Annotated in this window: 12 protein-coding genes; 8 read left to right on the top strand and 4 right to left on the bottom strand. The window is 73.5% G+C overall.

The features are described from left to right. The first annotated feature begins 48 nt into the window (after positions 1–48). From ACZ7OY_RS12540 to ACZ7OY_RS12515, 6 genes are all read left to right on the top strand, one after another. Positions 49–951, top strand: a complete 903-nt coding sequence (locus ACZ7OY_RS12540) for an alpha/beta hydrolase (RefSeq protein WP_471911381.1) — start codon at positions 49–51, stop codon at positions 949–951. A gap of 233 nt (positions 952–1,184) precedes the next feature. Next, entirely contained in the window at positions 1,185–2,222 is a 1,038-nt protein-coding gene (locus ACZ7OY_RS12535; protein WP_471911380.1) for an alpha/beta hydrolase, read from the top strand. A gap of 46 nt (positions 2,223–2,268) precedes the next feature. Next, positions 2,269–3,456, top strand: coding sequence for an acyltransferase family protein (locus ACZ7OY_RS12530; protein ID WP_471911673.1), 1,188 nt, complete (start codon positions 2,269–2,271; stop codon positions 3,454–3,456). A 129-nt stretch (positions 3,457–3,585) separates the two neighbouring features. Further along, positions 3,586–4,962: a sensor histidine kinase gene (locus ACZ7OY_RS12525; RefSeq protein ID WP_471911379.1), complete on the top strand. Its 1,377-nt coding sequence runs from the start codon at positions 3,586–3,588 to the stop codon at positions 4,960–4,962. Beyond that, positions 4,959–5,624, top strand: coding sequence for a response regulator (locus tag ACZ7OY_RS12520; RefSeq protein WP_471911378.1), 666 nt, complete (start codon positions 4,959–4,961; stop codon positions 5,622–5,624). The genes ACZ7OY_RS12525 and ACZ7OY_RS12520 overlap by 4 nt, the downstream gene beginning before the upstream one ends. 93 nt (positions 5,625–5,717) lie before the next feature. Next, positions 5,718–6,935, top strand: coding sequence for a cytochrome P450 (locus ACZ7OY_RS12515; RefSeq protein ID WP_471911377.1), 1,218 nt, complete (start codon positions 5,718–5,720; stop codon positions 6,933–6,935). Between the two features lie 153 nt (positions 6,936–7,088). Here the strand turns inward: ACZ7OY_RS12515 and ACZ7OY_RS12510 are convergent, their stop codons facing one another. Next, the gene (locus ACZ7OY_RS12510; RefSeq protein WP_471911376.1) at positions 7,089–8,744 is read right to left on the bottom strand and encodes an ABC transporter permease; all 1,656 of its coding nucleotides are present in this window, start codon (positions 8,742–8,744) and stop codon (positions 7,089–7,091) included. After that, positions 8,741–9,733, bottom strand: a complete 993-nt coding sequence (locus ACZ7OY_RS12505) for an ABC transporter ATP-binding protein (protein ID WP_471911375.1) — start codon at positions 9,731–9,733, stop codon at positions 8,741–8,743. Before ACZ7OY_RS12505 ends, ACZ7OY_RS12510 begins: the two co-directional genes overlap by 4 nt. A gap of 74 nt (positions 9,734–9,807) precedes the next feature. Between ACZ7OY_RS12505 and ACZ7OY_RS12500 the strand changes: the two genes are divergently transcribed. Then, entirely contained in the window at positions 9,808–10,311 is a 504-nt protein-coding gene (locus ACZ7OY_RS12500) for a GbsR/MarR family transcriptional regulator (protein ID WP_471911374.1), read from the top strand. A 27-nt stretch (positions 10,312–10,338) separates the two neighbouring features. Here the strand turns inward: ACZ7OY_RS12500 and ACZ7OY_RS12495 are convergent, their stop codons facing one another. Continuing rightward, entirely contained in the window at positions 10,339–11,187 is an 849-nt protein-coding gene (locus tag ACZ7OY_RS12495) for a diacylglycerol kinase family protein (protein WP_471911373.1), read from the bottom strand. Positions 11,188–11,407: 220 nt separating this feature from the next. Between ACZ7OY_RS12495 and ACZ7OY_RS12490 the strand changes: the two genes are divergently transcribed. Continuing rightward, a complete protein-coding gene (locus tag ACZ7OY_RS12490) occupies positions 11,408–12,691 on the top strand; it encodes an adenylosuccinate synthase (RefSeq protein WP_471911372.1) in 1,284 nt (427 codons plus the stop codon). A gap of 94 nt (positions 12,692–12,785) precedes the next feature. On the opposite strand, the gene ACZ7OY_RS12485 is transcribed toward ACZ7OY_RS12490, so the two are convergent. Continuing rightward, on the bottom strand, positions 12,786–13,436 hold the full coding sequence (locus ACZ7OY_RS12485; RefSeq protein ID WP_351614514.1) for a hypothetical protein: 651 nt from the start codon (positions 13,434–13,436) through the stop codon (positions 12,786–12,788). Between the last annotated feature and the right edge of the window lie 62 nt (positions 13,437–13,498).

Below are 13,498 nucleotides of genomic sequence, written 5' to 3'. Positions count from 1 at the left end.
ACCCGGCCCCGGCCGGCAAAGTCCGTTTCGTCGCTGAGAGGTTGGAGCATGCCGGACGACGCAGCAGCCCCTGACGCCGCGGCAGCGGCCCGTGCCGCCGCGGAAGAGGAGTCGGCCTTCTCGCACCCCGCCGTCGACCCCGACCGCACCGCCGCGTACGGCGATCACCCCGACCAGGTGATCGACTTCTACGTCCCGCGCACGGAGACCGCCGCCGACGCCGGTGCCCCCCTGGTCGTGCTGCTGCACGGCGGTGCCTGGCGCGCCCCGTACGACCGGCGGCACATCACCCCGTTCGCGGACTTCCTCGCCCGCCGGGGCTTCGCCGTGGCCAACGTCGAGTACCGGCGCGGTTCCACGGCCCCCGCGCCGGACGGCGCCGCCCCGGTCGCCGGGCGCTGGCCGGACACCTTCGACGACGTGGCCGCCGCCCTGGACGCCCTCCCCGCCCTCGTCCGGGAGGTCCTTCCGCAGGCGGACCCGCGCCGTACGGTCGTCGTCGGTCACTCGGCGGGCGGCCAGCTGGCCCTGTGGGCGGCGGCCCGGCACGTCCTGCCCGCCGACGCCCCCTGGCGGCTCGACGGCCCCGCCGCGCTGCGCGGGGTCGTCGCCCTCGCCCCGATCGCCGACTTCGCGGTCTCCGAGAAGCTGGAGGTGTGCGGGGGCGCGGCGGGACAACTCCTCGGCGGCGAGGAGTACTTCGGCGTACGGCAGCCGTACGCCGATCCGGCGCTGCTGCTCCCCACCGGCATCGCGACCACCCTCGTCCAGGGCCGTGACGACCTCGACGTCCCGCCGGCGGTCGCCGAGGCGTTCGCGGACGCGGCGGCCAAGGCCGGCGAGATGGTGGGACTGACGCTGCTCGCGGAGGTCGGCCACTTCCCGCTGATCGACCCGGCGGCGGACGCCTGCGCGGTGGTGGCGGAGGAGATCGCCCAACTGGCCTGGTGAGCAATGGATGTGACGAGCCGTCGGGACGGCGGCGTGGGCGGTCGGCGGTGTGCCGGTGCGTTCCCGGCGTCCGCCCCGAGCGGTCCCCCGTAGTACCCGTAGTACCTGAGAGCGATGCCGCGGAGGCGTTCCCTGGCGGGACGCGGATGACGCGTGCGGCTCCGTAACTTCCCCTCCGTACCAGCCCGAAGGCCGGACGGCCGGACCACAGGGCGGACCGGGAGGGGGCGGCGATGCGCCGTGACACGGACGCGGCGGACACCGGGAGAGGGCCGGCCACGGGGCCGGCGACCGTGCGGGCGACCGCCCCACGGCACCCGGGCCGCCGGCGCCGCGGGCTGCTCGCCACCCTCGTCGCCGCGGCCGTGGTGGTCCCGCTCTCCGCCGCCGCCCGGCCGGAGATCCCCGCCCCGCCCCCCGCCGCCCTCGGCCGGGTGACGGCCGCCTCGCTGGACGAGGTGTACGCCGCCAACCGGGCCGACGCCGCCGAGGCGGCCCGGATGGCCGCCGCCCACGGCGACCGGCACCGGGCCGCCGCCGACCGTGGCCTGGCCGGACCCGACCGGCACCTCCTCGCCTTCGACGGGCGCGGCACCGGCCTGGCGACCGAGGTCGTCGGCGACCTGGCACGGGCGGACCGGGTGGCGGTCCTGGTCCCGGGCTCCGACACCTCCCTCGACACCTACGCACGCTTCCGCGCGGGCGCCGTGGCGCTGCGCGCGCAGCTCGCCCGGCAGGCCCCGCAGGGCACCCGCACCGCGGTCGTGGCCTGGCTCGGCTACCGCACCCCCGGCACGGTCAGCGCCGCGGTCACCACCACGGGCCGCGCCGAGCAGGCGGCCCCGCGGCTGCGCGAGCTCGTACGGCAGCTGCACACCCTCACCGGCCCCCGGGCGCACCTCTCCCTGCTCTGCCACTCCTACGGCTCCGTCGTCTGCGGCCGGGCCGCGGCCGGTCTGGCCGTCGACGACATCGCCCTGCTCGGCAGTCCCGGCACCGGCGCCGGCTCCGTGAGCGGGCTGCGCACCCGGGCCCGGGTGTGGGCGGCCCGCGGCGCCGACGACTGGGTGGCCGAGGTCCCGCACATCAGCACCGACCTGTTCGGCACGACCGTCGGCTTCGGCACCGACCCGGTGTCCCCGGCCTTCGGCGCCCGCGTCTTCGCGGCGGGCCCCGGCGGCCACAGCGCCTACTTCACCCCGGGCTCGGTCTCCCTCGCCAACCTGACCCGGATCGTCCTGGGCGACACCTCGGAGGTGACCCGTGCCTGACTCCGTCCGCGAGCGCGATCCCTTACAGCTCCGGCGGCCGACCGGCCTGCGTGGCGTGGCGGCCGGCATACGACGGGGCGCCGACCGGATCGACCGCGCGACCCCCGCGTCGCGCGACCGGGCCGTCGACGCCCTGCGCGCCTTCGCCATCCTCGGTGTCGTCCTCGGCCACTGGCTGGTGACGGCACTCGTCGCGGACGGCGGCGCGCTGCACACGGCGAGCCCGCTCCAGCACATGCCATGGCTGGCCCCCGTCTCCTGGGCCTTCCAGACGCTCGCGGTGTTCTTCCTGGTCGGCGGGCACGTGGCGACCAGGAGCCAGGCTCGCGCCCGCGCCGACGGCGTGACCTACGGGCGATGGCTGCGCGCCCGGTTGTCCCGGCTGCTGGGCCCGGTGGCCGCCGTACTGATCCTGTGGACGGTGGTCACGCTCGCCCTCCTCCTGGCCGGCGTGGACACCGGCACGGTCCGCACCCTGGTCAAGCTGGCGCTCTCCCCCCTGTGGTTCCTCGTGGTCTTCGCCTGCCTGACCGCGCTCACCCCGCTGGTCGCCCGGCTCAACCCGCTGTGGCCGCTGGCCGTCGTCCTGCACGTGGACCTGCTCCGCTTCGGCCTCGGCGGGCCGTCCTGGCTCGGCTGGGTGAACGTGGCCGCCGGCTGGCTGGTGCCCTTCACCCTGGGCGCCGCCTGGGCCCGCGGCGAGCTGGAACGGCCGCGCGCGGGCTGGGTCCTGCTGACCGGCGGAGCGGTGGCGACGGCGCTGCTCGTGGCCTTCGCGGGCTACCCGGCGTCGATGGTCGGCGTGCCGGGGGCCGAGGTCTCCAACCTCGACCCGCCGACCCTGGCCGCGGTCACCTTCGGGCTGGCCCAGTGCGGTCTGGCGCTGCTGCTGCGCGACCGGCTGCGCCACGCGATGCGACGGCCCCTGGCCTGGGCCGCGGTGGCGCTGGTCAACCTCTCCGCGATGACCGTCTTCCTCTGGCATCAGACGGCTCTGATGGCGACCACGGCCACCGCGCTGACCGTGGGGCGGCTGCCCGGCCTGCACACCCTGCCCGACGGCCTGGGCTGGGTGGCGGCCCGGCTGGCCTGGCTGCCGGTCTTCGCCCTCGCCCTGGCCGTGTGCTGGGCCGCGTTCCGCTGCCACGAACGGGGAACCCGGCGCCCGCCCTCGCGAGTCGGGCCCGGCGCGCCCCGGAGGCGACCGGCCTCGACCCCTGCCCGCGGAGCCTGATCTCCGTAGAGCCCGATACCCGTGGTGCCGGTACCCCTGGTGCCGATCCCCGTAGTACCTGAGACGGACCCGCAAGGACCCTTCTCACTGGTGACGACCGCGCCGGCCCCGGCGCCTACCGTTCTGAACGTGACCGACACGACCCAGACGCAGCCGACGCCCTCGGGGGGCGCGGACGAGACCTTCAGCGCGATCAAGCCGCGCAGCCCGGAGTACCGGCTGGCCGCCGACGCCGTGCGCGGGATGCGGCAGGACCTCTTCCACGACGCCTTCGCCTACCGCCCGCTGCCCCGGTTGGGCGGCGACCGCCCGCTGACCCGGCGGCTGTCCGGCCGGGCGCGGGCGTACGCGGCCTGGACCCCGCACGCGACGGTGGCACTCGGCGGCGTACTCGCGCTGACGGCCGCGACGTCCTCGTTCGGCGGAAGCACCCTGACCGGCCTGCTGTGCGGCCTGCTCGCCGTGATCCCGGTCGCGCTGACGCTGATCCGGCCGGTCGGCGCCTTCTGGCTGTCGCTGGCGTCGACCCTGGTGGTGGGCGTCCTGAGCTGGCCGTGGGGCGACCGGCCGTGGGCGCAGTGCAGCGCCATCTCCCATGTGGTGGTCCTGACGGTCGTGGCCGCCCGGACCCGGCCGCGCACGGCGGCCTGGATGTGGCTGTTCACGGCGGGCTACGGCGCCTTCGCGGAGGCACTCTTCGGTATCGGGCCCTACGGCGGCAGCGACACCGGTCCCATCCTGGTCCTCTCCGCGCTGATCCTCCTCGTGGTCACGGTCTGGCACATACGCCGGACCGCCGAGGAGGTGGTGAGCGCCCAGCAGACGGAGACCGCCCACGAGCGTTCCCGGCGCACCCTGCTGGAGGAGCGCACCACGATCGCCCGCGAGCTGCACGACGTGGTCGCCCACCACATGTCGGTGGTCGCCATCCAGGCGGAGGCCGCGCCCTACCGGGTGGAGAACCCGCCGCCGGAGCTGGAGCGCGCCTTCGCCGTCATCCGGGAGAACGCGGTGGCCGCACTGACCGAGCTGCGCCGGGTGCTGGGCGTCGTGCGCGCCGAGGACTACGAGGCGCCGGACGCCCCGCAGCCCACGCTCGCCGACCTGGACGCGCTGCTGGCCAATGTGCGGGAGGCGGGGTCGGAGGTGGCGAAGGTGGTGACGGGCGCGGTCCGTGAACTCCCGCAGGGCGTCGAGCTGTCGGCGTACCGCATCGTCCAGGAGGCGCTGAGCAACACCCTGCGGCACGCGCCGGGGGCCGACGCCCGGGTCGAGATCGGTTACGTCCTCGGCGGGCTGGGGCTGCGCATCGTGAACGGGCCGGTGCCCGACCCCTCGTCGGTGAAGCCCTCGCCCGGCGCCGGGCACGGGGTCACCGGGATGCGTGAGCGCGTCGCCATGCTGAACGGCGAGATGACGGCCGGCCCGACGGCCGAGGGCGGCTACGAGGTGACGGTGTTCCTGCCGGTGACCGCGGCCGACGCGGGGATCGAGAGCGAGGCATGACGATCCGGGTGCTGGTCGCGGACGACCAGATGATGGTGCGCGAGGGTTTCTCCGTCCTGCTGAACGCGATGCCGGACATCGAGGTCGTCGGCGAGGCAGTCAACGGGCGCGAGGCGGTCGAGCGGGTGCGGGAACTGGCCCCGGACGTCGTGCTGATGGACATCCGGATGCCTGAGATGAACGGCATCGAGGCGACCCGGGAGATCGTCGCGTCGGACGGCACGGCGAAGGTGCTGGTGCTGACGACGTTCGACCTCGACGAGTACGTGTACCAGGCGCTGCGGGCGGGCGCCTCGGGCTTTCTGCTGAAGGACGCGTCGGCGCGGCAGCTCGCGGACGGCGTCAGGGTGGTGGCCTCCGATGAGGCGCTGCTGGCGCCCTCGGTGACCAGACGGCTGATCACCGAGTTCTCGAAGCTGTCCGGCGGTCCGCGGCCGACGCCCGCGGCGCAGGCGGCCTACGGGGACCTGACCGACCGGGAGACGGAGGTGCTGGTGCTGATCGCGCAGGGCCTGTCGAACGCGGAGATCGCCGGCCGGCTGGTGGTCGCCGAGTCCACGGTCAAGACGCATGTCAGCCGCATCCTGGTGAAACTGGGCCTGCGGGACCGTACCCAGGCGGCGGTGTTCGCCTACGAGGCCCGGCTGGTCACCCCGGGCTGAGTCCGGCCGCTCGTACCGGCCGAGTCCGGCCGGTCGTGCCGGCCGAGCAAAGACCCCTGGTCGGACAGGGGGACATGGGGCTAGCGTCCGTGCATGGCAGCTGCTTCCGATCTCGCTTTCGATCCCTGGGACGCCGCGTTCGTCGCCGACCCGTACCCGGCCTACGCCGAGCTGCGCGCCCTCGGCCGTGTGATCCACTACGAGCCCACCGACCAGTGGCTGGTCCCGCACCACGCGGACGTCTCGGCGCTGCTGCGCGACCGTCGGCTGGGCCGGACCTACCAGCACCGGTTCACCCACGAGGAGTTCGGCCGGAGCGCTCCGGCGCCCGAGCACGAGCCGTTCCACACCCTCAACGACCACGGGATGCTCGACCTGGAGCCGCCGGACCACACCCGGATCCGGCGCCTGGTGTCGAAGGCGTTCACCCCGCGCACGGTGGAGCGGCTGAAGCCGTACGTGGAACGGCTGGCGGGCGAGCTGGTGTCCGCCCTGGTGGAAGCGGGCGGCGGCGATCTGCTGACGGACGTCGCCGAGCCGCTGCCGGTCGCGGTGATCGCGGAGATGCTGGGCATCCCCGAGTCGGACCGGGACCGGCTGCGGCCCTGGTCGGCGGACATCTGCGGGATGTACGAGCTGAGCCCGTCGCAGGACACGGCGGCGAAGGCGGTGCGGGCGTCGGTCGAGTTCTCCGGCTTTCTGCGGGAGCTGATCGCGGCCCGGCGCAAGGACCCCGGCGACGACCTGATCTCCGGCCTGATCGCGGCGCACGACGAGGGCGACCGGCTGACCGAGCAGGAGATGATCTCGACGGCGGTCCTGCTGCTGAACGCGGGCCACGAGGCCACGGTGAACGCCACGGTCAACGGCTGGTGGGCGCTGTTCCGCAACCCCGGCGCGCTCGCCGCCCTGCGGGCCGACCACACCCTGATCCCGTCCGCCGTCGAGGAGCTGATGCGGTACGACACCCCGCTCCAGCTCTTCGAGCGCTGGGTCCTGGACGAGATCGAGATCGACGGGCAGGTGATCCCCCGGGGTGCGGAGATCGCCATGCTGTTCGGCTCCGCCAACCACGACCCGGCGGTCTTCGCCGACCCGGACCGGCTGGACCTGACCCGCGGGGACAACCCGCACATCTCCTTCAGCGCGGGCATCCACTACTGCATCGGCGCCCCGCTGGCCCGTATCGAGCTGGCGGCCTCGATGGCGGCGCTGCTGGAACGGGCCCCGACGCTGAGCCTGGCGGCGGAGCCGAAGCGGAAGCCGAATTTCGTGATCCGGGGCCTCGACGGCTTGAGCGTCACGATCTGACCCGCGGTTCGGCCGGGGCCCGGCCGAACCGCGCGGTGCCGGTCCGGTCCGGGGCTTCGGCGCTCACCGAAGCGCCGAAGCGCCAGCGCCGAAGCGCCGGGGTCGGAGCCCCGAGCCCGAGCCCGGGCCCGGAGCCGCCCCCCGGGCCCTGCGTCAGGTCGTCATGTCCCGGCGGCGGAGGCCCACGAGCCCGCCGGCCACCAGGGCCGCCGCCAGGCCGGTCAGGGTCAGCACCGGTCCCCAGGCCATCTCCCCGCCCGGCAGCTTCGGCAGGTGGCCGAAGGGCGAGAGGTCCAGGACGAATTGCGGGGCGTCGAGGGCCGGGCCCACCCAGCCGATCAGCAGCACCGCGCCGGCCACGCCCCAGGCGGCCGCCGCCGCGCGCGGCGCCAGCCCGTACAGCAGGACCGCGAGGCCGCCGACGACCCACACCGCGGGGAGCTGGACCAGGCAGGCGCCCAGGATCGGGCCGGCCTTCGCGCCGTAGCCGACCGTGAAGCCCAGGCCCGCGAGGAGCATGATCAGGACGGATCCGCCGAAGGCGATCGACAGATGGCCGGCGGCCCAGCGCAGCCGGCCCACGACGTTCGCCAGCACCGGTTCCGCCCGCCCCGAGGTCTCCTCGCCGTGCAGCCGCAGGACGGAGGCGACCACGTACAGTGCCGCGACCAGGCCGAGCATGCCGATCATCGAGGCGAGGAAGGTGTCGGCGAGGGCGTTGTGGCCGCCCATCCGCTCGAAGATCTCGCGGGCCTTCTCGTTCCCTTCGACCAGGTCGGCCGCCCCGTCCGTCAGGCCGCCGTAGACGACACCGGCGAGGAAGAAGCCGATGCTCCAGCCGAGCACGCTGCCGCGTTGCAGCCGCCAGGCCAGCGCGCCCGCGCCGGTCAGTCGCCCGGCCGCCGGTCCCGGCCGGGTCGGCAGGAAGCTCATGCCGACGTCCCGGCGTCCGGCCAGCAGGTAGGCCGCCGCGCCCTGGAGCAGGATCGCCGCCGCGAACAGCGCCAGCACCCACCACCGCTCACCGGCGAAGGCGCGCAGGTTCTCCAGCCAGCCCAGCGGGGACAGCCAGGTCAGCACCGACGAGCCGCCCCCGTCGCCCGCGTTCGTCGCGGAGTCGCCCGCCGCGCGCAGCACGAAGGCGGCGCCGAGCACCCCCGCGGTCAGACCGCGGGCCAGGCGGGCGCTCTCCGTCAGCTGGGCGACGATCGCCGCCATGGTGGCGAAGACCATCCCGACGGCCCCCAGGCCGAGCCCGAAGGCCAGCGCCCCCGCCGCCCCCTGCCCGGCCAGCCCGGCCGTGACCAGCAGGGCGAGTACGGCGTTGGCGACCGCCGCGGCGAGCAGCGCCGCCGTCAGCGAGGCACGTCGGCCCACCATGCCCGAGGCGACCATCTCCTGACGGCCGCTCTCCTCCTCGTCCCGGGTGTGCCGTACGACGACGAGCAGGCTGGTCACGGCGGCCAGGGCGCCCGCGTAGACGCCCACGCGCCAGGCCGTCAGGGCGCCGACGGAGTCGTCGAAGACCGGTCCGACCAGGGCGCGCAGGGAGGAGTTGGCGGCCATCTGGTGCATGAGGTCGGCGCGCTGGGCCGCGGTGCCGTACAGGCTTTTGAGCGTGTTCGGCATGGAGAGGACCATCAGCGTGTTGACCGCCACCCAGACCGGGATCAGCACCCGGTCGCGGCGCAGCGCGAAGCGCAGCAGGGTTCCGGTGCCCGCCAGTTGGCGATGGCCGCCGGGGCGTGCCGGACGGGCCGCGGGCCGGGGCGGGGGTGCGGCCGTGGCCGTGTCCGTGACCCCGCTCATCGGGCTGCCCCGCTCTGCTCGCTCGCCCCGCTGTGCTCGCTAGCCCCGCTGTGCTCGCTCGCCGAGCCGGATCCGTCCGGCTCGGCCTGCTCGCCCGGCTCGTCCTGGTAGTGGCGCAGGAACAGCTCCTCCAGGGTCGGCGGGGTCGAGGTCAGGGAGCGCACTCCCGCCTCGCTCAACGACCGCAGGACCGCGTTCAGTTTGTCCGTGTCGACCTGGAGCCGGACGCGTCGGCCCTGGATGTCGAGGTCGTGGACACCGGGCAGCCCGGCCAGACCGTCGGGCGCTCCGGCGAGTTCGGCGCTGACGCTGGTGCGGGTCAGATGGCGCAGGTCGGCGAGCGAGCCGCTCTCGACGGTGCGGCCGCCCCGGATGATGCTCACCCGGTCGCAGAGCTGCTCGACCTCGCTGAGCAGATGCGAGGAGAGCAGGACCGTCCGCCCGCGGTCGCGCTCCTCCTCCACACAGTGCCGGAAGACCTCTTCCATCAGCGGGTCGAGGCCCGAGGTCGGCTCGTCCAGGATCAGCAGGTCGACGTCCGAGGCGAAGGCGGCGATCAGGGCGACCTTCTGCCGGTTGCCCTTGGAGTACGTGCGCCCCTTCTTGGTGGGGTCGAACTCGAACCGCTCGACCAGTTCCGTCCGGCGCCGCGGGTCGAGGCCGCCGCGCAGCCTGCCGTAGAGGTCGATGACCTCCCCGCCGGAGAGGTTGCGCCACAGGGTCACGTCGCCGGGGACGTACGCGATCCGGCGGTGTGCCTCGACCGCGTCCGCCCAGGGGTCGCGGCCGAGGATCCGCGCGGTGCCCGAGTCGGCGCGCAGCAGGCCGAGCAGGACCCGGATGGTGGTGGACTTGCCGGATCCGTTGGGCCCGAGGAACCCGTGGACCTCGCCCGTCTCGACGTGGAGGTCGAGTCCGTCGAGGGCGTGGGTCTTCCCGAACGACTTGTGGAGGCCGGACACCTCGATCGCGGGGTTTGCCGTCGTCATGCTTTGGAACGTACGCTACTTTCAGAAATTTGTGAAGTTAAGGAAGCGTGTAAATGATCGAATAGGATGTGGGCATGACGGAACCAACCGGGGCCCAGCGGGACATGGAAGCCGTGTCGAAGTTCGTCGAATCCTTCGCGGCACAACTCGTCGAGGCGGGGATGCAGCGCATGTCCGCCCGTGTCTTCGCCGCGCTCCTGTCGTCCGACGAGAGCGCGATGACCTCCAGCGAGCTGGGGGAACAGCTGCGGATCAGCCCCGCGGCGGTCTCCGGGGCGGTGCGCTACCTGGCGCAGCAGCACATGGTGTCCCGGGAGCGCGAGCCCGGCTCGCGGCGGGAGCGGTACCGGGTGCACAGCAACCAGTGGTACGAGGCGCTCACCAACCGCGAGACCGTCCTCAAGCGGTGGGAAGGGGCGTTGCGGGAGGGGGTCGCCAGCCTCGGGGAGGAGACCCCGGCCGGACGCCGGATGGCCGAGACCCTCGCCTTCTTCGAGTTCGTCGACGGCGAGATCGCGGCCATGATGGAGCGGTGGCGGGCGTACCGCGAGCAGACCTTCGGGACCCCGGGGGCATAGGGGCTCAGGGGCGTAGAGGCACAAGCCCTACCCGACCGGCAGCGTCAGCCCCAGCCCCTCCTCCCAGACCGTCCAGGTGCGCCGGCGGACCGGTCCCGCGACGTCCGCGTCCGCCCGGTAGCGGAAGTCCGCCCCGGACACGGTGACCAGCCGGCCCTTGGCCAGCAGCGGCGCCGCCTCCACACCCACCGACGACGGGCGCACCTCCACCGCGGCCACTCCGGCACCGTCCGGTGTCACCGACACCGCCTCCACCGGCTGGTCCAGGTCGACCAGGGTCACCCCGTCGACCTCCACCCGCAGCCGGGACGGGCCCTGACGGGGCGTGGCGGGGGCGGACGTGGCCCGGTGCGGCCGGGGCGGCACCAGGGTCCGTACGAAGGACTGGCAGGTCCGCAGCCAGGGGTGCGCCGGGTCGGCCGAGGCCCCCTCAGGGACCGGGAACACCGGGACCGGTGGGATCCGCAGCGCCCCCAGCACCACACCGTCGCTGTCGTCGACCAGCAGGTCCAGCCGGCGCGGGGCGCCGTCCAGCACCGCGCGCGCCGCCGCCACGGTCCCGGTGGGCACCCCCAGTGAACGGGCCACCGAGAGCGCGCTGCCCACCGGCACCATCGACAGCACGCAGCCGGCCAGCTCCCGCTGCCGGTGCAAAAGGGACACCGCCCGTACGAGGGCCCCGTCGTCGCCGACGACGACCGGCCGGCGGGACCCGCGACGGGTCAGCGCGCGGGCGAACTCCTCGGGCCCGTCCGGCAGACAGACCTTCGTCAGCGCACCCGCACTGAGCACGTCTTTCGCGATCCGTACGGCCTCGCCGTCCGTCTGCCGGGCGACCGGGTCGATGACCACCAGCAACGGGTCGGAAGTCGCCACCTCGGTCCTGCCTCGCTTCCTCGGGTAGCATCTTTGTGCAAGAGCCCCTTGCGCTATTGCGCCAGGGGCTTCGTCTATATCCGGGGCATCCGGGTCGACGGGTTCGCGGCCGACGACGGCCGCAGGCGGCCGACGAAGGTCGCCGGTTGTACGAGGCACACAGGCGTGCCGCGTACGCCCCTGACCTTGGACATGCCCCGCCCGGAAGGGGTGTACGCGCGTGCCCGCACTTGTGCTGCTCGGTGCTCAGTGGGGTGACGAAGGCAAGGGAAAGGCGACGGACCTGCTGGGCGGATCCGTTGATTATGTGGTGCGCTACCAGGGCGGCAACAACGCCGGCCACACGGTGGTCGTGGGCGACCAGAAGTATGCCCTTCACCTCCTCCCTTCCGGAATCCTGTCCCCGGGGTGCATCCCGGTCATCGGCAACGGTGTCGTGGTCGACCCGTCCGTCCTGTTCTCCGAGCTGAACGGACTGAACGAGCGCGGCGTCGACACCTCCAAGCTGCTGATCAGCGGAAACGCTCACATCATCACGCCTTACAACGTCACCGTCGACAAGGTGACGGAACGCTTCCTCGGGAAGCGGAAGATCGGCACGACCGGGCGCGGTATCGGACCGACCTACGCGGACAAGATCAACCGTGTGGGCATCCGGGTGCAGGACCTGTACGACGAGTCGATCCTGACCCAGAAGGTCGAGGCGGCCCTGGACGTCAAGAACCAGGTCCTCACCAAGCTCTACAACCGCCGCGCGATCGCCGTCGACCAGGTGGTCGAGGAGCTGCTGGGCTACGCGGCCAAGCTCCAGCCGTACGTCGCCGACACCGTCCTCGTCCTCAACCAGGCGCTCGAGGACGACAAGGTGGTCCTCTTCGAGGGCGGCCAGGGCACGCTGCTGGACATCGACCACGGCACCTACCCCTTCGTCACCTCGTCCAACCCGACCGCGGGCGGCGCCTGCACGGGCTCCGGCGTGGGCCCGACGAAGATCAGCCGGGTCATCGGCATCCTCAAGGCCTACACGACCCGGGTCGGCGCGGGCCCGTTCCCGACCGAGCTGTTCGACGCGGACGGCGAGGCGCTGCGCCGGATCGGCGGCGAGCGCGGTGTCACCACCGGCCGTGACCGTCGCTGCGGCTGGTTCGACGCGGTCATCGCCCGCTACGCGACCCGCGTGAACGGTCTGACCGACTTCTTCCTCACCAAGCTCGACGTCCTCACCGGCTGGGAGGAGATCCCGGTCTGCGTCGCGTACGAGATCGACGGCAAGCGCGTCGAGGAACTGCCCTACTCGCAGACCGACTTCCACCACGCCAAGCCGGTCTACGAGACGCTCCCCGGCTGGTCCGAGGACATCACCGGGGCGAAGTCGTTCTCCGACCTGCCGAAGAACGCCCAGGCGTACGTGAAGGCGCTGGAGGAGATGTCCGGCGCCCCGATCTCCGCGATCGGCGTGGGCCCGGGCCGGGACGAGACGATCGAGATCAACTCGTTCCTCTAGGACCGGCCGGCCGGACAGGCCCGGTCCGTGCCTGAAACCCGCTGAGGGGCGCCCTTCGGGGCGCCCCTCAGCTCGTGCGCGGGCCGATGCCGGGTCAGCTGAACACGATCATCGACCCCTGCGCGAGGCTCCGGGTCGCGGCCGCGTGCAGCCCCAGCCAGACGTGGCGCTCCCGGGCGAAGGGGCTGGGGTCGTACGGCGCCGGGGCGGCGGGCTGCTCCAGCTCCGTCGGGGTGGGCGGGGGTTCGGGGGTGAGGGGCGGGTTGGCCGCGTCGATGCCGATCACCGGGGCGACCAGCTCCAGTTCCCGCAGCAGGGACTGCGAGGAGCCCAGCGGGCCGCCGCCGGCGAGGAGGTCGTCGTCGGCCAGCGGCCGCGGGAAGTCCACCGGCACATAGGCGCCCGCGTGGTCGTAGTGCCAGACCAGGTGCGACTGCTGGGCCGTCGCCTCGAACATCTCCAGAAGCTGCTCGTAGTCGCCGCCCAGGTCGTCCACCGGCGTCACCGGCAGTCCGCACACCTGGAGGAGGTAGGCGCGGCGCAGGAAGTGCAGGGCGTCGTAGTCGAAGCCCGCCACCGGAGCGACCTCGCCGGACAGGCCCGGCATGTACTGGTACACCGGCACCGGCGGCAGTCCGGCCTCGGCGAGCACCTTGTTGTACTGCGCGAGTTCCTCGGCGAACGGGTTGTCGGGCGTGTGGCACAAGACGTCGACGAGCGGTACCAGCCACAGGTCACAGGCCAAAGAGAGCTCCTCGCTCAACGTGTAGCACGGTGGTCAGGGAAGGGAAGAGTAGTCGGTGCGGC

Source organism: Streptomyces sp. NPDC107559, assembly GCF_055657365.1.
Note: the sequence above shows the minus strand (reverse complement) of the source record. Positions and strands in the feature narration are given on the sequence as shown.